At 72.3% G+C, this 20645-nt stretch carries 18 protein-coding genes; 12 read left to right on the top strand and 6 right to left on the bottom strand.

Annotation, left to right across the window (positions count from 1 at the left end):
- The first annotated feature begins 22 nt into the window (after positions 1 to 22).
- The 4 genes from KAF39_RS08905 (at position 23) to KAF39_RS08890 (ending at position 3134) form a co-directional block, all read left to right on the top strand.
- A complete protein-coding gene (locus tag KAF39_RS08905; protein WP_210676932.1) occupies positions 23 to 673 on the top strand; it encodes an HAD-IA family hydrolase in 651 nt (216 codons plus the stop codon).
- Between the two features lie 163 nt (positions 674 to 836).
- Positions 837 to 2291 carry an APC family permease gene (locus KAF39_RS08900; RefSeq protein WP_210676931.1) on the top strand — a complete coding sequence of 485 codons (1455 nt, stop codon included), beginning with the start codon at positions 837 to 839 and terminating at the stop codon, positions 2289 to 2291.
- Between the two features lie 98 nt (positions 2292 to 2389).
- Positions 2390 to 2746 (top strand): YidH family protein, encoded by a 357-nt coding sequence (locus KAF39_RS08895; RefSeq protein WP_210676930.1) that lies wholly within the window; start codon positions 2390 to 2392, stop codon positions 2744 to 2746.
- 10 nt (positions 2747 to 2756) lie between these two features.
- Positions 2757 to 3134, top strand: coding sequence for a DUF202 domain-containing protein (locus KAF39_RS08890; protein WP_210676929.1), 378 nt, complete (start codon positions 2757 to 2759; stop codon positions 3132 to 3134).
- 67 nt (positions 3135 to 3201) lie between these two features.
- Here KAF39_RS08890 and KAF39_RS08885 read toward each other — a convergent pair whose 3' ends face one another.
- From KAF39_RS08885 to KAF39_RS08870, 4 genes are all read right to left on the bottom strand, one after another.
- On the bottom strand, positions 3202 to 4692 hold the full coding sequence (locus KAF39_RS08885; RefSeq protein ID WP_210676928.1) for an FAD-dependent oxidoreductase: 1491 nt from the start codon (positions 4690 to 4692) through the stop codon (positions 3202 to 3204).
- Between the two features lie 2 nt (positions 4693 to 4694).
- Positions 4695 to 6173, bottom strand: a complete 1479-nt coding sequence (locus KAF39_RS08880) for an aldehyde dehydrogenase family protein (RefSeq protein ID WP_246878267.1) — start codon at positions 6171 to 6173, stop codon at positions 4695 to 4697.
- Between the two features lie 48 nt (positions 6174 to 6221).
- The gene (locus KAF39_RS08875; protein WP_210676927.1) at positions 6222 to 7823 is read right to left on the bottom strand and encodes an HNH endonuclease signature motif containing protein; all 1602 of its coding nucleotides are present in this window, start codon (positions 7821 to 7823) and stop codon (positions 6222 to 6224) included.
- Between the two features lie 79 nt (positions 7824 to 7902).
- Positions 7903 to 8340, bottom strand: coding sequence for an Lrp/AsnC family transcriptional regulator (locus KAF39_RS08870; RefSeq protein WP_210676926.1), 438 nt, complete (start codon positions 8338 to 8340; stop codon positions 7903 to 7905).
- A 150-nt stretch (positions 8341 to 8490) separates the two neighbouring features.
- On the opposite strand from KAF39_RS08870, the gene KAF39_RS08865 reads away from it, so the two are divergent.
- The 8 genes from KAF39_RS08865 to paaZ all read left to right on the top strand — a co-directional run bounded on the left by KAF39_RS08865 (position 8491) and on the right by paaZ (position 18544).
- A complete protein-coding gene (locus tag KAF39_RS08865) occupies positions 8491 to 9600 on the top strand; it encodes a thiamine pyrophosphate-dependent enzyme (RefSeq protein WP_210676925.1) in 1110 nt (369 codons plus the stop codon).
- Positions 9597 to 10634: an alpha-ketoacid dehydrogenase subunit beta gene (locus tag KAF39_RS08860; protein WP_210676924.1), complete on the top strand. Its 1038-nt coding sequence runs from the start codon at positions 9597 to 9599 to the stop codon at positions 10632 to 10634. The genes KAF39_RS08865 and KAF39_RS08860 overlap by 4 nt, the downstream gene beginning before the upstream one ends.
- A complete protein-coding gene (locus KAF39_RS08855; RefSeq protein ID WP_210676923.1) occupies positions 10631 to 12067 on the top strand; it encodes a dihydrolipoamide acetyltransferase family protein in 1437 nt (478 codons plus the stop codon). The genes KAF39_RS08860 and KAF39_RS08855 overlap by 4 nt, the downstream gene beginning before the upstream one ends.
- A gap of 133 nt (positions 12068 to 12200) precedes the next feature.
- Positions 12201 to 13520, top strand: a complete 1320-nt coding sequence (locus KAF39_RS08850) for an MFS transporter (protein ID WP_210676922.1) — start codon at positions 12201 to 12203, stop codon at positions 13518 to 13520.
- 119 nt (positions 13521 to 13639) lie between these two features.
- Positions 13640 to 14830: an acetyl-CoA C-acyltransferase gene (locus KAF39_RS08845; RefSeq protein WP_210676921.1), complete on the top strand. Its 1191-nt coding sequence runs from the start codon at positions 13640 to 13642 to the stop codon at positions 14828 to 14830.
- Entirely contained in the window at positions 14827 to 15573 is a 747-nt protein-coding gene (locus tag KAF39_RS08840) for an enoyl-CoA hydratase/isomerase family protein (protein ID WP_210676920.1), read from the top strand. The genes KAF39_RS08845 and KAF39_RS08840 overlap by 4 nt, the downstream gene beginning before the upstream one ends.
- Complete coding sequence (locus KAF39_RS08835) at positions 15570 to 16445, top strand: 3-hydroxyacyl-CoA dehydrogenase family protein (RefSeq protein ID WP_210676919.1); 876 nt, start codon at positions 15570 to 15572, stop codon at positions 16443 to 16445. The genes KAF39_RS08840 and KAF39_RS08835 overlap by 4 nt, the downstream gene beginning before the upstream one ends.
- A 14-nt stretch (positions 16446 to 16459) precedes the next feature.
- Positions 16460 to 18544: a phenylacetic acid degradation bifunctional protein PaaZ gene (gene paaZ, locus KAF39_RS08830; protein WP_210676918.1), complete on the top strand. Its 2085-nt coding sequence runs from the start codon at positions 16460 to 16462 to the stop codon at positions 18542 to 18544.
- An 85-nt stretch (positions 18545 to 18629) separates the two neighbouring features.
- On the opposite strand, the gene KAF39_RS08825 is transcribed toward paaZ, so the two are convergent.
- Together KAF39_RS08825 and paaK are read right to left on the bottom strand one after the other, a co-directional pair.
- Positions 18630 to 19232: a TetR/AcrR family transcriptional regulator gene (locus tag KAF39_RS08825; protein ID WP_210676917.1), complete on the bottom strand. Its 603-nt coding sequence runs from the start codon at positions 19230 to 19232 to the stop codon at positions 18630 to 18632.
- A 63-nt stretch (positions 19233 to 19295) separates the two neighbouring features.
- Complete coding sequence (paaK, locus tag KAF39_RS08820) at positions 19296 to 20612, bottom strand: phenylacetate--CoA ligase PaaK (protein WP_210678005.1); 1317 nt, start codon at positions 20610 to 20612, stop codon at positions 19296 to 19298.
- Positions 20613 to 20645 lie beyond the last annotated feature (33 nt).

The raw sequence follows: 20645 nt of genomic DNA, 5'->3' as shown, positions 1-20645 counted from the left end.
CCCCGGGGGTTAGCCTGAGGGAGTGACCGAGATCCTCCGCGCCCGCGCCGCCCTTCTGGACATGGACGGCACCCTCGTCGACTCGACCGCCGTCGTGGAGCGGCTCTGGCTCGCGTGGGCGGAGCCCCACGGCATCGATCCGGAGACCGTGCTCCGCGTCATCCACGGGCGGCAGGGGCACCAGAGCATGGCGATCATGCTCCCCGACCGCGATCACGCCATCAACCTCCGCGAGAACGAGGTCATGCTCGCCACCGAGGCCTCCGATGTGGACGGCGTGGTCGGCATCCCGGGCGCCGAGGACCTGCTCGCCGCCCTCCTCCCGTTCCCGCACGCGGTGGTCACGTCGGCCAACGTGGCGCTCATGACCGCACGGATGGGACAGGCCGGACTCACGGTGCCGGAGCTCGCCGTCACCGCAGAGAGCGTGTCGGCGTCGAAGCCGGACCCGGAGGGCTTCCTCCTCGCCGCGCGCACCCTCGGCGTCGACCCTGCGGACTGCATCGTGTTCGAGGACTCGGGCGCCGGCATCCAGGCGGCGCACGCCGCGGGCATGCGCGTGATCGGCATCGGCCCGCACGCCGGAGCGCACTCCCCGACCGCCCACGTCGACGACCTCACCCACGTCACGGTGGTCGCGACCGACGACGGCTTCGAGCTCCACATCGACTGACCTCGCACCGCCGCGGCCGCCACCGGGGTGTGCGCGGTGGCACCATCGTCCTTCGCTCACGGTCAAGCGCCCCCACTCGGCGACGACCAGACTCGCTCTATCGACGATCCCCTCGTCGTCGATGCCGTGTCCGCACGGCCGTCACCCGAGCAAAGGAGCCGACGTGGCAGAGCAGACCTCCGCACCCACGACGCCGCACCACACCTCCCTCCGCCCCGGCGCACTCGGCGTCGCCGGCATCGTCTTCCTCGTCCTCGCGGCGGTCGCCCCGCTGACGGGGATCGTCGTCGTCGCCTCCCTCGCCATCGCGCTGGGCAACGGCGGCGGCACGCCGATGTCGTTCTTCCTCGTCGCCGCCATCCTGCTGCTGTTCGCGATCGGCTACGCGCAGATGTCGAAGCAGCTCGTGAACGCGGGCGGCTTCTACGCGTTCGTCGTGAAGGGTCTCGGCCGCACCGGCGGGCTCGTCGCGGGCCTGATCGCCACGATCGGCTACAACTTCTTCGTGGTCGGCACCATCGGCACGAGCGGGTTCTTCATGCAGACGATCATCCGCGACCTCACCGGTCTCGACGTGCCCTGGCTCGTCTGGGGTCTGCTGTCGATCGCGGTCTGCTTCATCCTCGCCCGGATCGGCGTCGACTTCAGCTCGAAGATCCTCGGGGTGTGCCTCGTGCTCGAGGTGCTCATGCTCGTCGTGTTCGACGTCTCTGTGCTCGTGCAGACCGGCTACGACGTGGCGGCATTCAGCCCCGAGGCCGTGTTCTCCGGCTCGCTGCCGATCGGTCTCCTGCTGGCGGCGACCGGCTTCCTCGGATTCGAGGCCACCGCGCTGTTCAGCGAAGAGGCCAAGCAGCCGCTGCGCACGATCCCGCGGGCCACCTACACGTCGATCATCGCGATCGGCGTGATCCTCGGCGTCACGACCTGGGCCGTGGTGAGCGCGACCGGTGTCGCGCAGGCGCAGGCCATCGCGCAGGAGCACCTGCCGACGGGTGACCTCATCTTCTCGCTCTCGCAGCAATACCTGGGCGGCCCGCTGACGACGGTGATGATGGTGCTGCTCCTGGTGAGCCTCTTCGCAGCGATGCTCGCGTTCCACAACTCGGCCACCCGCTACCTGTACTCGCTGGGTCGCGCGAGGGTCCTCCCGCAGGCCCTCGCCCGCACCCGCCCGAACGGCGCCCCGCAGCTCGCCGGGACCGTGCAGGCCGGCTTCGCGGCGATCGTCGCGATCCTCTTCGCCCTCGCCGGCGCCGACCCCATCGTCACGCTCGTGCCCGCCATGCTCGGCTTCGGCACCCTCAGCGTGCTGATCCTGCAGGGCCTCGCGGCGCTGTCGATCGTCGTGTACTTCCGGCGCCGGAACGACCCGCGCTGGTGGAGCACGTTCATCGCCCCGGGCATCGGCTTCCTCGGCATCGCGGGCATCTCGGTCCTGGCGATCGTGAACTTCACCATCGTCGCCGGCTCCGAGGAGCTCGCGATCCGTCTGATGCCGCTGCTGCTCGTGCTCGCCCTGATCGGCGGCATCGTCTACGCCGAGTACCTCCGCCGCGCCAAGCCCGCGGTGTACGACGGCCTCGCCACCGATCTGGAGCGGTTCAGCACCCGCTGACCGCCCCCTCTCGCCGCCGGACGCCGGGCCCCCGGGAATCCGGCGTCCGGGGTGCGCCGCACGAGGGCACGGGGCGGCGCCCGCCGTACCATGGGCGCATGCGACGATTCCCCGCCTCCGTCTACCGGGTCGGGGACGAGCCCGACCCGCGGTTCTCGCTCGCCAACGAGCGCACGTTCCTGGCGTGGACCCGGACCGGTCTGGCGCTGATCGCGGGCGGCGTCGCCCTCGAGGTCCTCGGGCTCGACCTGCACCCGGGTTTCCGCCTCGCGGCCTCGCTGCTGCTCATCATCGCCGGCACGGCCGTGGCGCCGCTGGCCTGGTTCGAGTGGATGCGGGCGGAGCGCGCGCTGCGGCTCGGGCACCCCCTGCCGGGCGCGCTGTCGGCGGTGGTGCTCGCCGTCGTGGTCGTGGCGACCGGGCTGCTCGTGCTCGCCGGCGTGCTGTGGCGCTGACGGCGCGGCCATGACCCCCTCGCCCTCGCCCACGCCCCCCTCGCGCCTCGCCGATCCGGGGCTGCAGCCGGAGCGCACGGAGCTCGCCTGGCGGCGCACCGCACTCGCGATCGCGATCGGCTCCCTGCTGTCGCTGCGGGTGTTCCCCCTCGTGCTGCCGGACGGTTCCGCAGGATGGGGTCTCGTGCCGGGCGTGCTCGGGGTGGGCACGGCAGCCCTGCTGTGGGGGGCCGCGCGCCGCCGACAGCGCCGGACGACCGCGGTGCTCACCGCCCGCGCGACCGGCCCGCTACCGAGCGGAGGCCTCCCCCTGGTGCTCACGGTGTTCGCCACCGGGTTCGGCGTCGTCGCCCTGATACTCGTGGTCGTGGCCACGCTGGCCCGCTGACCGCGGCGAGACCCGGGCGACCACGGCTGATGCCGCGGTCGCCCCGGGTCGTGTCGCCTCGTTCTCGTCAGCCCGCGAGGAGGAAGGCCGCGCCGCGTTCTCCGATCATGGCCGCCGGTGCGTTGGTGTTGCCGGTGGGGACTGTCGGCATGACCGACGCATCGATCACGCGCAGGCCGTCGATCCCGCGCACGCGCAGCTGCGGATCGACCACGGACTCCGGATCGGTGCCCATGCGGCAGGTGCCGACCTGGTGGTGGTACGTGATCGCGGTGCGGCGCACCCAGTCCTCGACGTGGTCATCCGCCACCTCCGGACCCGGATAGATCTCGACCGCGCCCCAGTCCTCCGCGAGCGCGGGCTGCGCCCCGATGCGGCGGCACTGCCGCACCGAGGCGGCGAGGGCGTCGACGTCGCGCTGATCCTCCAGCGCCGCCAGGTCGATGTGCGGCAGGTCGTCGAGGCCGGGGCCGGTGAGGCGCAGCTCGCCGCGGCTGTACGGCGTGACCAGACCCGCCATGAGGGAGAACCCGTCGGTGCCACGGGGCTCCAGCTCACCCCACATCGGCACCGAGAAGTGGATCGGCTGCGTGTCCGGCTGCGCCAGCCCGTCGCGGCTGCGCCAGAACAGGTGGCTCTGCGTGACGGAGACACCCGGCTGCGGTGGACCGACCGGCTTCTTCTCGGTCGCGAAGATCACGGGCGAGAGGAGATGGTCGTGCAGGTTCTTGCCGACCCCGGGAGCGTCGTGCACGACCGGGATACCCAGCGCCGTCAACTCGTCGGCAGGACCGATCCCGGAGCGGAGCAGGATGACGGGCGTGCCGATGGCACCGGCGGAGAGGATCACCTCGTCCGCGAAGACATCCTCGCTGTCGTCGCCCTCCCCCAGCCGGATGCCGACTGCGCGGCCGTCACGCACGATGACCGAGTGCACGGCACGCCCGGTGAGGATCGTCATGCGATCGGCCACGGGCTGTGCATAGGCGGTCCAGGTGTTGACGCGGCGGCCGTCCCTGATCGTGACCTGCTGCTGCGAGACCCCGTCGAGCGTGCCTCCGTTGTAATCCGGGTTGCGGGGCAGCCCTTCCTCGACCGCGGCATCGATGATCGAGGCCTGGATGGGCGAGAGCGCATCGGCGTCGGTCACGGGCAGCAGGTCGTTCTCGATCGCGTCGAAGACGGGCTCGACCTCGGCCCAGGCCCAACCGGTCGCTCCGGCCGCCTCCCACGTGTCGTAGTCCGAGGCCGCGCCGCGCACCCAGATCATCGCGTTCAGCGCGTGCGACCCGCCGGTGACCTTCCCCCGCGGAAGGTGCAGACGGCGACCGCCGGCATGCGGCTGCGGCACGGTGAAGAAGTCCCAGTCCTCGGCGGAATGCCAGAGCTCTCCCGCCCGCGACGGATCATGGATGGCGGGATTCGTGTCGTACCCGCCGGCCTCGACGAGGGTGACCGCGACACCGGCGTCGGTGAGACGCCGGGCGACGATGGCCCCCGACGTACCGGCCCCGACGACGATGGCGGAGCGCACCGCACCGTTGTTCGCCGCGGCCACGCTCACGCCTTCCGGCCGGGGCCGGAGACGACCTGGGTGACGGCGACGGACTTGAGCCCCTCGACGCCGAACTCCAGCCCGTAGCCGGAGCTCTTCACCCCGCCGAACGGCACCATCGGGTGCAGCCCGCCGTGCGAGTTGATCCACACCGTCCCGGACTGCATGCGCGCGGCGACGGCGCGCGCCTCCTCGGGGTCGTTCGCCCACACGGAGGCGCCCAGTCCGACATCGAGGGCGTTGGCGAGCTCGAAGGCCTCGTCGACGTCGGTGTACCGGATGACGGGGAGCGCGGGGCCGAACTGTTCCTCCTGCACGAGTGCGGCGTCGTTGTCGATGTCGGCGACGATCGTCGGGCGGTAGAAGAGCTCGCCGAGTTCGGGGGCCGGCTCCCCACCGGTCACTATCCGGGCGCCGCGGTTCTTGGCGTCGTCGACCAGACGGCGGACGATGTCGAACTGCGGACGGTTCTGCAGCGGCCCCAGCACGGTGCTCTCGTCGAGGCCGTTGCCCATCGGCATCTGCTCGGCGATCGCGGCGAGCGCGTCGACGACCTCGTCGTAGACGGAGTCGTGCACGTAGAGCCGTTTCATGGCGGCGCAGGTCTGCCCGGTGTTGATGAACGCCCCCCAGAAGAGGTCTTCCGCGATGGCCGAGGGGTCCGTGCCCGGGAGCACGATGCCCGCGTCGTTGCCGCCCAGCTCCAGCGTGAGGCGGGCGAGGTTGTCCGCGGAGCTCTCGATGATGCGGCGTCCGGTGGCGGTGGAGCCGGTGAACATGATCTTGGCGATGTCGGGATGGGAGGCGAGGCGCGCGCCCACCTCGCGGTCACCCGAGACGCCGATGAGGACGTCGGCCGGCAGCACCTCGTTCAGGACCGCGAGCATCGCGAGCACGCTCAGCGGGGTGTACTCGCTGGGCTTCGCGACGACGGTGTTGCCCATGCGCAGCGACGGCCCGATCTGCCAGATCGTGATCATGAGCGGCCAGTTCCACGGCCCGATGGCTCCGACCACGCCGGCCGCCTTGTAGACGAGCTCGGCATGCAGCGTCTCGTCGTCGACGAGGACCTGCGGCTCCAGAACGGTGGTGGCGTTGGTGCGCAGCCAGGCCGAGCAGGCGCCGAGCTCGAACCGCGCGTTGGGACCGTTCAGCGGCTTCCCCTGCTCCCGCGACAGGAGGTGGGCGAGCCCTTCGGCGTTCGCGTCGATGGCGTCGGCCGCAGCCAGGAGGAGTGCGCTCCGCTTCTCGTGTCCGAGGGCCTCCCACGCGGGCTGCGCGGCCGTGGCGCGGGCGATCGCGTCGTCGAGGTCGGCCGCGGTGGCGACGGGCGCACGTCCGATCGTCTCACGGGTCGCGGCGTCGGGGATCTCGCGGCCTTCGCCGTGCGGGGCCTGGATGCGATCGAGCAGCGCGGCGGCGGCGGACGCCGCCGAATCGGCGGCTCCGGAGTCGACGGCTACGGGAACGGCGGAATCGGACATCGGTGTCTCTCCTTCGAGCGGGTCACGGCGCGCACGCCGGTCTTCTTCTCATTCTCGGACGCCCCTCGCCGCCGTACTTGTCGCGGAGCGCGCCGGAGATGTCCCCGCGCGAAGGATGCGGCCGCGGGCCGGTCCCGCGTGTGTGAATCGCGCCCCGGTCCGGTCCGTTGCGCCGGGAAGCGCCAAGCGCGGCATGCGCCATCGTCGCCTCGGATCCCACCACGCCGGCCCTCGCACCTGCGGCACGCCCCCGCGCATGCGGATCTGCCACCCTGAGGTCTCCAGTGTGCGGTGGTGGTGCCAGCACAACGCGACCCCGTTGTCGGTGTGGGTCGGTCCTCCGCGGGCATGCTCCGTGAGGTGGTGGATCTCACACCACGCGGCGGGGACATGGCAGCCCGGGATCAGGCACTCGCGGTCCCGCACGCCGATCGCCCGACGCTGCGCGGGGGTGAAGATCCGGTCACTCGACCCGAGCGCGACGATCCTCCCGTCGGCCCCGAGCACGACCCGCTGCACCGTCCCTCCGCACGCCGTGTGTGCCGCGACCCGCGTCGACACCGGCGTCTCGACGCCCTCGACCCGCGCCCAGCCCCGGCCCGTGGCGTAGTCCTCGGCGGCGACCGTGATCACCAGCGTCGGGGCGGCACCGCCCAGCCGCGGCATGTCGTCGTGACGGGCCGCGATCCCCAGAGCCGCTGCGAGCGCATCGTGCTGCTTCTGTGCCCGCGTGCGCCCGTCGACCATGCCGCCGGCGTCTCCGGACGGGAGCACCTCGTCGTCCAGGGACACCGCGGTGTCCCGCCGCTCGGCGTCGGAGTCCTCGAGTTCCGCGGACGGCACGAAGTGGACGCCGGGAAGCGGCGGCCCGTCGACCTTCGGGTTCAGATACGCGTCCCAGATCCGCTGCAGCTGCCCCGCGACCTCCGGCAGCAGTGCGCCGCGGATCGGGATGACCCCGTCCCTGGCGCGGCCCAGCACGACGCCCCGAGCCCGCAGCGCGATGTCTTCCGCGGGCTCCGCGCCGTCGGGGTCGAGGTACTGCACGATCACCTGCGCCCGCACCCGCAGATCCTCGGGCGTCGGTGCCGGACCGGGCTCGTTCTCGGCGCCGCCGTCGCTCTCGTCATCGTCGCTCTCCTCGCCACGAGCGACCTCCGCGAGATACGCGTCGGCCTCCCAGCGGTCGGCGAGGCGCGCGCGAGGACCGGCCTGCTCGATCGGGCCGGTTGCGGCCAGCAACCCGGTCACGCCGATCGCCCCGTCGAGGAGGGCCTCGCGCAACGCCGGCCACCGCGCCGGCAGCCACTCCCCGGAGGAGAGGTCGGCCTCGCGGCGCACCAACCGCGCCGCCTTCACCAGCCGTGCGGCAGAGGCGGCGTCCGTGCGGAGGACACGCTGCAGCAGCTCATTCATCGAACGGCAGCCGAACCGACCGCAGAAGGCCGGCTCCCCCGACCCCGCCGGACGTGGATCGACGCTCGCCACCGCGTCCACGATCACGGCCTCCACGCGTCGCTGGATCTCGCCCGCGACCCGCAGCAGGTCCATCATCTCCCCGGCATCGAGAGCGCCCACGGTGCCGGACTGCAGCACGGCGTCGAGAGCGACGACCGTGTCGTCGAGAACCGCCGCCGGGGTGCTTTCCATACGACGATCCAACAGAGGGCCACCGACATTCAGAGGCCGGATACCCCTGTTCAGAGCAATATTCCGGAACGCGTGACGGTCACACGAGGTCGGAGTCCTCGAAGATCAGGATCGTCCGGGTCGAGCGGATCGATGGGATGGCCTGGATGTCCTCCAGCACGATCCGCCGCAGGTCGCGGGCGTCGTTGGCACGCACCAGCAGCAGCACGTCGAAGTCGCCGCCGACGAGAGCCATGTGCTCGATCTCGGGAATGGCCCGGAGCCGCGCACTCACCTCCTGCCACGTGGCCTGTTCGATCGCGAGCGTGACATAGGCGCTCGCGTGGTGCCCCAGCAGCACGGGGTCGGTGCGCACCGTGTACCCCGTGATGACCCCGGCGTCGGTGAGGCGCTTGATGCGCGCATGCGCCCCGGCCCGCGAGATGTGCACCGCCTCGGCGATCGCGGTCATGGACGCCCGCGCATCCCGCCGCAGCTCCGCGAGGATCGCGCGATCCGTCTCATCCAGCGCCGTCATGACACCCCTCTCGCGTCCGGGAAATCCTGACACTTCGTAAGCCATATTGCCAGGTGTCGTTCAATCATCCACGTTTGCCCGACGGATCTTGGATGACTGTCGTACGCGCGGCATGCTGTCCTCATCGAGTTCGGCAAGGAAGGCGGACGGATGCACCCCCACGACATGCTCCCGCGAGACACCGCGGTACGACTGATCGCCGAGGACGGGACCACCCTCGCCGACGAGACCTACGCGCTCCCCGCCGCCGACGTCCTGCTCGCGGCCTACCGCGGCCTCGTCGAAGGCCGCCGCATCAACGACCAGGCCGGCGCCCTCGTGCGCCAGGGCCGCCTCGCGGTGTACCCGTCGTCGCACGGCCAGGAGGCCTGCCAGGTCGCGGCGGCGATGGTGCTCGGCGACACCGACTGGCTCTTCCCCACGTACCGCGACTCGGTCGCCGTGATCGCCCGCGGCGTCGCGCCCGCGGAGGCGATGGTGCTCCTCAAGGGCGACTGGCACTCGGGCTACGACGTCCGCGCGCACCGCGTCGCCCCGCAGGCGACCCCGCTCGCGACGCAGCTCCTGCACGCGGTCGGCTTCGCGCAGGCGGCGAAGCACCGTGGCGAGGACACCGTGGTGCTCGCGCTCTGCGGCGACGGCGCCACGAGCGAGGGCGACTTCCACGAGGCGATGAACTTCGCGGCGGTGTTCCACGTGCCGGTCGTGTTCTTCGTGCAGAACAACGAGTTCGCGATCTCGGTGCCCCTCTCCCGGCAGACCGCCGCGCCCTCCCTGGCCCACAAGGCAGTCGGCTACGGCATGCCGGGGCAGCGCGTCGACGGCAACGACGTGGCCGCGGTCCTCGCCGTGCTCACCGAGGCCGTCGACCGCGCCCGCGCCGGCGGCGGCCCCTCCCTCGTCGAGGCGCACACCTACCGGATGCAGGCGCACACCAACGCCGACGACGACACCCGCTACCGCGAGCGCGAGGAGGTGCAGGCCTGGCTCGCCCGGGACCCGCTGCTGCGCCTGCGCGCGCACCTCACCGCGACGGGCGTGCTGGACGAGGAGGCCGAGGAGCGTTTCGCCGCAGGCGCGGAGGAGATCGCCGCCGCCATGCGCACCGCGCTCAACACCGACGCCGACCTCGACCCGGAAGACCTCTTCCGCTTCGTGACCGCGACCCGCTCGCCGCAGCGCGAGGAGCAGTGGCAGCTCCTCCGCGACGAGATCGAGCGCTCCCGCCCCGCCGAGACGACGACCGGAGGCCCGCGATGACCATCGCCGAGCACGAGACCCCGGCCTCAGCGACCGCCGAGGACACCACCACCGTGACGACCATGACCATGGCCGCCGCTCTCAACCGCGCGCTCGCCGACGCCCTCGCCGCCGATCCCGATGTGGTCGTGTTCGGCGAGGACGTCGGGGCCCTGGGCGGTGTCTTCCGCATCACCGACGGGCTCACCGCCCGCTTCGGCGAGGACCGGTGCTTCGACACCCCGCTGGCGGAGTCGGGCATCATCGGCACCGCCGTCGGCATGGCGATGAACGGGATGCGCCCCGTGGTCGAGATGCAGTTCGACGCCTTCGCGCTCCCCGCCTTCGAGCAGATCGTCAGCCACGTCGCGAAGCTCGGCAACCGCACCCGCGGCGGCATGCGCATGCCGCTCGTGATCCGCATCCCGTTCGGCGGCGGCATCGGCGGCGTCGAGCACCACTGCGACTCGTCCGAGGCGTACTACGCGCACACGCCCGGGCTGACTGTCGTGAGTCCGTCGACGCCGCAGGATGCCTACTCGCTGCTTCGCGCGGCCATCGCCTCCCCCGATCCCGTGGTCCTCCTGGAGCCCAAGAAGCTGTACTGGTCGAAGGGCGAGGTCGACACCGCGGTGACCGCGGAGATCGGCTCGGCGCGCATCGCCAGGGACGGCACCGATGTGACCCTCCTCGCCTACGGAGCCTCCGTCCCGCTCGCGCTGGAGGCGGCGGAGGTCGCCGCCGGAGAGGGGCGCAGCGTCCAGGTCGTCGACGTGCGCTCTCTGTCCCCGTTCGACGACGAGACCGTGACGGCGGCGGTGCGTTCCACGGGCCGGGCCGTCGTGATCGCCGAGGCCCCGGGCTTCGCCAGCGTCGCCTCCGAGATCCAGGCCCGGGTGTTCGAGCGGTGCTTCGAGTACCTGGAAGCGCCGGTGCGGCGGGTGACCGGCTTCGACACCCCGTACGCACCCCCGAAGTTCGAGCACTGGTACCTGCCGGACGTCGATCGGGTGCTCGACGCGATCGACACGCTGCACTGGGAGGACGACGCATGAGCACGCCCGTGAAGACTGCGACCCGCGTGTTCCGCCTCCCCGACCTCGGCGAGGGACTGACCGAGGCGGGCCTCGTGCAGTGGCTGGTGGCCGTCGGCGACACGATCGCGACCGACCAGGCCATCGCCGAGGTCGAGACCGCGAAGAGCGTGGTGGAGCTGCCCTCCCCGTTCGCCGGAGTCGTGACGGCCCTGCACGGCACGCCCGGCGACACGATCGACGTCGGCGCGCCGGTGCTGGAGGTCGCCGACCCCGGCGCCGAGGAGCCCGCGTCCGCGCCGGAGACTCCCGCGGCGCCGCCCGAGCACGAGGCGTACCGGCAGGAGGAGCGGGCGGGGTCGGGCAACGTCCTCATCGGCTACGGCACCTCGGCCTCCTCCGCGACGGGGCGGCGCCGTCGCCCCGCGGCGCCACGCCCCACGCCGGCACCCGCCGCGACAGCGCCCGCGCCCGCGCCCGCCGAGACCGCGCCCGCACCGGCCTCCCGGCCCGCGGCCTCGCACGGCGACCCCGCGCGACCCGCTCCGGTCGCCGTGCGCTCCCCTCTCGTGCGGCGTCTCGCCCGCGACCTGGGACTCGACGTGCACGCCATCACCCCGACCGGCGCGGACGGGGCGGTCACGCGCGCCGACGTCCTGCGGGCCGCCGTGGACCACGCGGTGGACGGCGTCGCCGTGTCGTCGCCCGCGACACCCGCCTCGACACCGGGCTCGTCCGGCGCCGGGGAGATCGACGGCCTGCCCGTCCTCGCCCGCGAGCGTCTCTCACCGCTGCGTCGCACGGTGAGCGCCCGCCTCGCCCGCAGCCGCTCCGAGATCCCCGAGGCCACCGTGTGGGTCGACGTCGACGCCAGCGATCTCTGGGACCTCCGCGGGCAGATGGCTCCCGACGGCGGGAAGGCCCCGTCGATCACGGCGCTGCTGGCACGATTCGTGCTCCTCGCGCTCGAGGACTACCCCGTGCTCGCCTCGCGACTGAGCGACGACGGCTCCGAGCTGATCTCGTTCGACGGCGTCAACCTCGGCGTCGCAGCCGACACCGAGCGCGGCCTGCTCGTCCCGGTCGTCCCGCACGCGCACCGGCTCACCGTCGCCGGCCTCGACGCCGCTCTGCGGGAGCTCGCCACCACTGCGCGCGCCGGCACGCTGCCGCCGGAGCGCCTGCGCGGGTCGACCTTCACCCTGAACAACTACGGCGGGTTCGGCGTCGACGGCTCGGCGGCCATCATCAACCACCCGGATGTCGCGATCCTCGGCATCGGCCGGATCATCGAGCGCCCCTGGGTGGTGGACGGGGCGATCGTGCCGCGCCGCATCGTCCAGCTCTCGCTCGTGTTCGACCACCGGGTCTGCGACGGCGGCTACGCGGCGGGATTCCTGCGGCGCGTCACCGAACTCATCGAGCATCCGCTCCGGGCTTTCGGGAGGGTGTGAGCGCCGCCGTCGATACGAGGTCTCGTGGGCGGGACCGTCGATGCGCTACGCTCGGCGATTACTGACCGATCATTCGGTAAGTCATCGCCGACGTACCCGCGTCGGCGCCCCCTCGCAGAACAACGGAGTTCGCATGACCTCAGCCACCGCAGCCGCCTCGTCGACCGGAAGGATGCCCGCCGAGGAGCGGCGCGTCCTCGCCGGCACCCTCGTGGGCACGTCGATCGAATGGTACGACTTCTTCATCTACGCCCAGGCGGCGGGCCTCGTGCTCGCCCCGCTCTTCCTCGCCCCCATCGCGGAGTCGAGCCCCGGGCTCGCCCAGGTGCTCTCCTTCGCGACCATCGGCATCTCGTTCCTCTTCCGCCCGCTCGGCGCGATCATCGCCGGACACCTGGGCGACAAGCTCGGCCGGAAGAAGATGCTCGTCTTCACCCTCGTGATGATGGGGCTGTCCACCTCCCTCATCGGCGTGCTGCCGACGTATGCCGCCATCGGCGTCGCCGCGCCGATCCTCCTGATCCTCCTCCGCATCCTGCAGGGCTTCTCGGCGGGCGGCGAATGGGGCGGGGCGGCACTGATGGCCGTCGAGCACGCCCCGTCGGCGCGCCGCGGCCTCTTCGGCGCGTTCCCGCAGATCGGCGTGCCGGTCGGCATGATCCTCGCCACCTTCACCCTCTGGGCGCTCACGAGCTCGATGTCGCCCGAGGCCTTCCTCGAGTGGGGCTGGCGCATCCCGTTCCTGCTCTCGATCGTGCTGATCGCGGTCGGCTACGTCATCCGCCGCGCGGTCGACGAGAGCCCGGTGTTCGAGGACCTGCGTCGCCGCCGCAAGGAGGCCTCGGCGCCGCTCGGCCAGCTCTTCCGCTCGCACACGAAGCAGGTCATCCTCACGGCCGTCATCTTCATCGCCAACAACGCCGCGGGCTACCTGCTGATCGCCTTCTTCGCGACGTACGCGGTGACGGGTCTGGGTATGGAGCGTCCGCCGGTGCTCCTGGCGACGACACTCGCCTCGTTCGGCTGGCTGATCTTCACGCTGTGGGGCGGGGCGCTCTCGGATCGCCTCGGCCGCATCCGCACGTTCCAGATCGGGTACGTCGCCCTCGCGGTGTGGGCCATCCCGATGTGGTTCCTTATCGATACCGCCAACATCGTCTGGTACTTCGTCGCCCTGTTCGTCATGACGTTCGCGCTCGGGCTGTCCTACGGCCCGCAGGCGGCGCTGTACGCCGAGATGTTCCCCGCGAACGTGCGCTACTCGGGCGTCTCGATCGGCTACGCCCTGGGCGCCATCCTCGGCGGCGCGTTCGCACCGATGATCGCGGAGGCGCTGCTCAACCAGTTCCACGCGGCGTGGACGATCGGCGTGTACATCGCGGTCGCGTCGATCATCTCCCTCATCGGCGTCTCACTGGTGAAGGAGACGAAGGGCGTGGATCTCAGCGTCTGACTCCTGGTCCGGGATCGCGGCCGGCCGTGCGGCTGTGCCATAATTACTTTACGATCGGTCAGTAATTCACGACCGGCCGCTCCCGGACCACACCAGGACGACGAAGTCAGGAGATCCGCATGCCAGAGGCCTACCTCGTCGGAGGAGTCCGCACCCCGGTCGGCCGCTACGGCGGCGCGCTCTCCGCCGTCCGCCCCGACGACCTCGCCGCGCTCGTCGTCGGCGACGCGGTCCGCCGCGCCGGGATCGACCCGGCCCGCGCCGAGATCGACGAGGTCATCCTCGGCGCCGCCAATCAGGCGGGCGAGGACAACCGCAACGTCGCCCGGATGGCCGTGCTGCTCGCCGGCCTTCCCGACACCGTCCCCGGCATCACCGTCAACCGGCTCTGCGCCTCCGGGATGTCCGCCGTCACCATGGCCGCGCAGGCGATCCGCGCCGGCGACGCCGACCTCCTCGTCGCCGGGGGTGTCGAGTCCATGACCCGCGCTCCCTGGGTGCAGGCCAAGCCCGAGAAGGCGTGGGCCAAGCCCGGCGCCGCCTATGACACCTCGATCGGCTGGCGCTTCCCGAACCCGCGCCTGGCGGCCCGCGACAAGGCCACCTTCACGATGCCCGAGACCGCGGAGGAGGTCGCCCGCGTCGACGGCATCACACGCGCCGAGGCCGACGCCTTCGCCGTGCGCTCGCAGCAGCGCGCCGCCGCCGCGATCGCCGCGGGCCGCTTCGCCCCCGAGATCGTCGGCGTGCCGGTCCGTGACGGCGAGGTGCTCGTCGACGAGGGGCCGCGCCCCGAGACGACCCTCGAAGTCCTCGCGCGCCTGCGCCCGGTCGTCGCCGGTGGTGAGGTCGTCACCGCCGGCAACTCCAGCGCTCTCAACGACGGCGCCTCGGCCGTCGTCGTCGCCAGCGCGGAGGCCGTGGAGCGCTACGGCCTCGTGCCGCGCGCGCGGATCGTCATCGGCACCTCCGCCGCCCTGGCTCCCGAGATCATGGGGCTCGGGCCGGTCCCCGCGACGGAGAAGGCGCTGCGACGTTCGGGGCTCTCCCTCGACGACATCGGCGCCATCGAGCTGAACGAGGCGTTCGCCTCGCAGTCGCTCGCCTGCATCCGGCGGCTCGGCCTCGACGAGGACCGCGTGAACGCCGACGGCGGAGCCATCGCGCTCGGTCACCCGCTCGGCTCGTCCGGCTCGCGCCTGCTCGTGACGCTGATGGGGCGCATGGAACGTGAGAACGCCCGCTACGGCCTCGCCACCATGTGCGTCGGCGTCGGCCAGGGCGCGGCCGTGATCCTGGAGAAGGTGTGAGCGGGGCGGACGAGTCGCTGCTCGTCACCCGCACCGCGGATCGCGTCGTCGCGACCCTGAACCGCCCCCACAAGCGCAACGCGATCGACCAGGCCACCGTCGACGCCCTGCACGCGCTGTGCGCCGAGCTGGAGGAGACGCCGCGCACCCTCATCCTCACCGGCGCCGACGGCGTTTTCGCGGCGGGCGCCGACATCGCCCAGCTGCGGGACCGTCGCGCCGACGACGCGCGTCGCGGCATCAACGCCCATGCCTTCGTCCGCGTCGCGGAGCTGCCGATGCCGGTGATCGCCGCGATCGACGGCTACGCCCTCGGCGGTGGCGCGGAGCTCGCCTACGCGGCCGACATCCGCCTCGCGACGCCGGCGCTGAAGATCGGCAACCCGGAGACCGGCCTCGGCATCCTCGCCGCGGCGGGAGCGAGCTGGCGGCTGAAGGAGATCGTGGGCGACGCCCGTGCCATCGAAATGCTGCTCACGGGACGCACCGTGCACGCCGAGGAGGCCCTCCGCATCGGTCTCGTGTCCTCGCTGCACGAACCCGCAGACCTCCTCGACGCCGCCCACGCGGTCGCCGACCGCATCGCCCGCAACGACCCCGCGGCGACCATCGCGACCAAGCGGGTGTTCCGGGCGCCGCGCGACCAGCACCCCGCGGTCGACCTGGAGGAGCAGGCCGCGCTGTTCGAGAGCCCGGAGAAGCACCGCCGCATGACCGCCTTCCTGGAACGGAGAGACCGATGAGCACCCCCTCCTCCCCCGAAGCCGCAGCGCCGGCCCGCGTCGGCGTGCTCGGCGGCGGACGCATGGGCGCGGGCATCGCCCACGCGTTCCTCCTCGCTGGATCCCCGGTGACCGTCGTCGAGCGGGACGACGACGCCGCCGCGGCCGCCGCCGCCCGCGTGCTCGGGTCGATCGACGCCTCACTCTCCCGCGGCACGGCGATCGAGACCGCCGACGCGTATCGCGCCCGGTTCGCGACCGGGACCGACGCCGCCCTGTTCGCGGACTGCGCCCTCGTCGTGGAGGCCGTGCCGGAGGAGCTGTCGCTGAAGATCGAGGCGCTCACCCGCGTCGAGCAGCACCTCGCCGACGACGCGGCCCTGGCGTCCAACACCTCGTCCATCTCGATCGACGAGCTCGCGGCGGTGCTCGACCGCCCCGGGCGCTTCCTCGGGATGCACTTCTTCAACCCGGTGCCCGCCTCGACCCTCGTGGAGGTCGTGCGCGGCGCCGCGACCGCGCCGGACCTCGTCGACGACGCCCGCTCCTGGGTCCGCGCGCTGGGCAAGACGCCCATCGTCGTCGCCGACGCCCCCGGTTTCGCGTCCTCGCGCCTCGGCGTCGCCCTCGGCCTCGAGGCGATCCGGATGCTCGAGGACGGCGTCGCCGACGCCGCCGACATCGACGCCGCCATGACCCTCGGCTACAAGCACCCGGTCGGGCCGCTCCGGCTCACCGACATCGTCGGGCTGGACGTCCGGCTCGGCATCGCCGAGTACCTCGCGGCGCACCTCGGCCCGCGCTTCGAACCCCCGGCCCTGCTGCGCCGCCTCGTCGCCGAGGGACACCTCGGCCGCAAGAGCGGACGCGGCTTCTACGAATGGGACGACTGATGAAGGGAACCCCGATGACCGAGATCCTCCCCAGCTACGTGCAGGGCTCCTGGTGGACGCCCGCCTCCGACGCGGACGCCACCGAGGTGCGCGACGCCTCGACCGGAGAGACGGTCGCCCGCGTCTCCACCGCCGGTCTCGACCTCGGTGCCGCGCTCGACTACGCCCGCACCACCGGCCAGGCGGCGCTCGGGGAGCTCACGTTCCATCAGCGCGCGGTGCTGCTCAAGCAGCTCGCGCTCGCGCTGACCGCCCGCAAGGAGGAGCTGTACGCGCTCTCCAGCCGCACCGGCGCCACGGCGCAGGACTCCTGGGTCGACATCGACGGCGGCATCGGCGTGCTCTTCGCGTACTCCAGCAAGGGCCGCCGGGAGCTGCCGAACGCGAAGGTCTACGTCGACGGCGCCGTGGAGAACCTGTCGCGCGACGGCTCCTTCCTCGGCCGGCACATCTACACCCGGCTGCCCGGGGTGGCGGTGCAGATCAACGCCTTCAACTTCCCCGTGTGGGGCTCGCTGGAGAAGTTCGCGCCGGCCTTCCTCGCCGGAGTTCCCACGGTCGTGAAGCCCGCCACCCCCACCGGCTACCTCACCGAGGCCATGGTGCGGGTGATGGTCGAGTCCGGGCTGCTGCCCGAGGGGTCGCTGCAGCTCGTCTCCGGCAGTGTTCCCGACCTCTTCGACCACCTCCGCCTCGGCGACCTCGTGGCCTTCACCGGATCGGCGTCGACGGCCGAGCGGCTGCGGGCGCACGACGCGGTGCAGACCGGCGGGGTCCGCTTCACCAGCGAGACCGACTCGATCAACGCCTCCATCCTCGGCACGGACGCCTCCGCCGGCACCCCGGAGTTCGACGCCTACGTGAAGCAGCTCGTCGCGGAGATGACGTCGAAGGCCGGGCAGAAGTGCACCGCGATCCGGCGGGCGATCGTGCCCGAGGACGCGGTGGACGACGTGATCGCCGCGGTGCGCGACCGGCTCGCCGCGCGGATCGTCGTGGGCGACCCGCGCGCGGAGGGCGTGACGATGGGACCGCTCGCCTCGACGGCCCAGCGCGACGAGGTGCTCCGGCAGGTGGCGCGTCTGCGGGAGGGCGGGGGCGAGCTCGTGATCGGCTCCCCGGAGACGCCGACGGTCCGCCGTGCGGACGGCAGCGAGGGCCCCGCGGAGGACGGCGCGTTCGTGGCCCCGATGCTCCTGCGCTTCGCCGATGCGACGAGCCCGGCCGTGAACGAGATCGAGGCGTTCGGCCCCGTCTCCAGCATCCTCGGGTATCGCACGCTGGACGAGGCGGCGGCACTCGTGGCCCGGGGCGGCGGCTCGCTCGTCACCAGCGTCGCGACGCACGACCCGGAGGTCGCGACGACGCTCGCCGCGGGGATCGCCGCGTACAACGGTCGCGTGCTCTTCCTCGACCGCGACGACGCCCGCAGCTCGACGGGCCACGGCTCCCCGCTCCCGAACCTCGTTCACGGCGGTCCCGGTCGGGCGGGCGGCGGCGAGGAGCTCGGCGGGATCCGGGCGGTGCTGCACCACATGCAGCGCACCGCGGTGCAGGGCTCCCCGGAGATGATGACCGCGCTCACGGGCGTCTGGCACCAGGGGGCCTCGGCCCGTCCGTTCGACACGGGCGACGGCGTGCACCCCTTCCGCAAGTCGCTGGCGGAGCTGCGCATCGGCGACCAGGTCGTCAGCCCGTCGCGCACCATCACCCTCGACGACATCGAGACGTTCGCGGCATTCACGGGCGACACGTTCTACGCGCACATGGACGAGGCGTCGGCCGCGGCGAACCCCTTCTTCCCCGGGCGCGTGGCCCACGGCTACCTGCTCGTGTCGTGGGCGGCGGGACTCTTCGTCGATCCGGCTCCCGGGCCCGTGCTCGCGAACTCCGGGCTCGAGAACCTGCGCTTCGTGACGCCGGTGTCCCCCGGCGACGAGATCCGCGTCGAGCTCACCGCCAAGCAGATCACGCCGCGGGAGACCGACGAGTACGGCGAGGTGCGCTGGGACGCGGTCCTGAAGAACCAGGACGACGAGCTTGTCGCGACCTACGACGTGCTGACCCTCGTCGCGAAGGAGCTCACCCCCGCCGCCTGAGTCGCCGAGACCCCGGGTTGTCGTCCAGGCCCCGCCCTCCCCGCACGGAGAGGGCGGGGCCTCGGCGCGAAGACGGGGTCTCGGGTCAGGCGTGCCGGAGGCCGTCGAGGGCGATCGCGACGACGTCGTCCGCGAGGCGATCGGCCCCCTCGCGACCGCCGGGGCGATACCACTCGACGATCGAGTTGATCATGCCGAACGTCAGGCGGGCGACGACGGCCGCGTCGATGTCGGAGCGCAGGGACCCCTCGGCCTGCGCCTCCGCGACGAGGGCCGTGATGCGGCGGTCGAACGCACGTCGTCGGGTGAGGGCCCGGCGCTCCACATCGGTGTTCCCGCGCACCCGCAGCAGCAGCGTCACCGCGGGAAGCTGATCGACGAGCACGTGCACGGCACCGCGGAGCACGTGCTCCAGGCGGGCGACGGCGTCGGTCGCGTCGCCCGGAAGCGGGTCGTCGACGACGGCCTCCAGCCCGCTGAGCGCGCTGTCGAGGGCCCGGTCGAGGATCTCGTCCTTGGACCCGAAGTGATGGTAGATCGCCGACTTCGACAACCCGAGACGCTCGGCGAGCATCCCGATCGAGGTCGCGTCGTAGCCGTGCTCGTTGAAGGCGGTCACCGCGACGGCGAGGATCCCCTGCTGGTCGTACCCGGGGCGGCCGCGCCGCGTGGTCTGCATCTCGGACATCCCCCTCAGTCTCGCACCGCCCGCGCCGCGCACCGCGGAAGACGGGTGCCGGGGCCCCGCGTGTCAGCGCAGATCGTAGACGCGCTTGTACTTGCCCTCGCTGCGGGGCAGCGCGCCCGGCTCCTCCAGCCGCACGGCGACGGACGAGCCGATGAACACCTTGATGCGCTGCACGAGCACCTGGGCCGCCGCCTCGCACGTCTCCACCGACAGGTCGGGGTGGCGTTCGATGCGCACGGTGAGCGCGTCCATTCGCCCCTCCTTCGTCAGCTCCAGGATGAAGTGCGGGGTGAGCTGCTCGATCCCGAGCACCAGCTCCTCGATCTGCGTCGGGAAGAGGTTGACGCCCCGCAGGATGATCATGTCGTCGTTGCGTCCGGTGACCTTCTCCATGCGCCGCATGCCGGGCCGCGCGGTCCCCGGGAGGAGGCGTGTGATGTCGCGCGTGCGGTACCGGATGACGGGGAAGGCCTCCTTGGTGAGCGAGGTGAAGACGAGCTCGCCCCGCTCCCCGTCCGGGAGCGCCTGCAGCGTGTCGCCGTCGATCACCTCGGGCAGGAAGTGGTCCTCCCACAGGTGGGGGCCGTCCTTGGTCTCGAGGCACTCGTTGCCGACGCCCGGCCCCATGACCTCGCTGAGGCCGAAGATGTCGAGGGCGTCGATGCCGAGTCGCTGCTCCAGCTCATGCCGCATCTCGTTGGTCCAGGGCTCCGCCCCCAGCACCGCGACCTTCAGCGACGTCGACCGGGGGTCGATGCCCTGCGCGGCCATGGCGTCGGCGATCGTGAGCAGGTAGCTGGGGGTGCACAGGATCGCGTCGGGCTCGAAGTCGCGGATGAGCTGCACCTGCCGCGCGGTCTGCCCGCCCGACATGGGGATGACGGTGGCGCCGAGCGCCTCGATGCCCGCATGCGCCCCGAGGCCGCCGGTGAACAGGCCGTAGCCGTAGGCGTTGTGCACCTTCATGCCGCGGCGGATGCCGCTCGCTCGGAGCGAGCGGGCCACGAGCGTCCCCCACCGGTCGAGGTCGCCGCGCGTGTACCCGACGACCGTCGGGCGCCCGGTGGTGCCGCTGGACGCATGGATGCGGGCGACGTCGCTCATCGGCACCGCGAACATGCCGAAGGGGTACGTCTCGCGCAGATCGTCCTTGGTGGTGAACGGCAGGCGGTGCACGTCATCGAGCGAGCGGATGTCGTCGGGGTGGACGCCGGCCTCGTCGAACTTGCGCGTGTAGAGCGGGACGTTGCGGTAGGCGTGCTGCACCGTCCAGCGGAGGCGTTCGAGCTGGAGCCGCTCGATCTCGGGGCGGCTCATCCGCTCCTCGGGGTCGAGCTCGTCGACCGTCGGCGGGCGGAGGGCGGAGGCGGGGGCGGTCATCGTCGACACGGGGACTCCTCGGGGCGGGTGGGG

Origin of the sequence: Microbacterium sp. BLY, assembly GCF_017939615.1 — a bacterium.
Taxonomy (GTDB): domain Bacteria; phylum Actinomycetota; class Actinomycetes; order Actinomycetales; family Microbacteriaceae; genus Microbacterium.
Note: the sequence above shows the minus strand (reverse complement) of the source record. Positions and strands in the feature narration are given on the sequence as shown.

What these genes read in the sequence shown, in the direction of transcription:
- KAF39_RS08835 (WP_210676919.1), top strand. Translation starts at nt 15,570, where the DNA reads ATGAGCACCCCCTCCTCCCCCGAAGCCGCAGCGCCGGCCCGCGTCGGC.
- KAF39_RS08870 (WP_210676926.1), bottom strand. Translation starts at nt 8,340, where the DNA reads ATGACGGCGCTGGATGAGACGGATCGCGCGATCCTCGCGGAGCTGCGG.
- KAF39_RS08875 (WP_210676927.1), bottom strand. Translation starts at nt 7,823, where the DNA reads ATGGAAAGCACCCCGGCGGCGGTTCTCGACGACACGGTCGTCGCTCTC.
- paaZ (WP_210676918.1), top strand. Translation starts at nt 16,460, where the DNA reads ATGACCGAGATCCTCCCCAGCTACGTGCAGGGCTCCTGGTGGACGCCC.
- KAF39_RS08895 (WP_210676930.1), top strand. Translation starts at nt 2,390, where the DNA reads ATGCGACGATTCCCCGCCTCCGTCTACCGGGTCGGGGACGAGCCCGAC.
- KAF39_RS08880 (WP_246878267.1), bottom strand. Translation starts at nt 6,173, where the DNA reads ATGTCCGATTCCGCCGTTCCCGTAGCCGTCGACTCCGGAGCCGCCGAT.
- KAF39_RS08825 (WP_210676917.1), bottom strand. Translation starts at nt 19,232, where the DNA reads ATGTCCGAGATGCAGACCACGCGGCGCGGCCGCCCCGGGTACGACCAG.
- KAF39_RS08860 (WP_210676924.1), top strand. Translation starts at nt 9,597, where the DNA reads ATGACCATCGCCGAGCACGAGACCCCGGCCTCAGCGACCGCCGAGGAC.
- KAF39_RS08865 (WP_210676925.1), top strand. Translation starts at nt 8,491, where the DNA reads ATGCACCCCCACGACATGCTCCCGCGAGACACCGCGGTACGACTGATC.
- KAF39_RS08845 (WP_210676921.1), top strand. Translation starts at nt 13,640, where the DNA reads ATGCCAGAGGCCTACCTCGTCGGAGGAGTCCGCACCCCGGTCGGCCGC.
- KAF39_RS08850 (WP_210676922.1), top strand. Translation starts at nt 12,201, where the DNA reads ATGACCTCAGCCACCGCAGCCGCCTCGTCGACCGGAAGGATGCCCGCC.
- KAF39_RS08855 (WP_210676923.1), top strand. Translation starts at nt 10,631, where the DNA reads ATGAGCACGCCCGTGAAGACTGCGACCCGCGTGTTCCGCCTCCCCGAC.
- paaK (WP_210678005.1), bottom strand. Translation starts at nt 20,612, where the DNA reads ATGACCGCCCCCGCCTCCGCCCTCCGCCCGCCGACGGTCGACGAGCTC.
- KAF39_RS08890 (WP_210676929.1), top strand. Translation starts at nt 2,757, where the DNA reads ATGACCCCCTCGCCCTCGCCCACGCCCCCCTCGCGCCTCGCCGATCCG.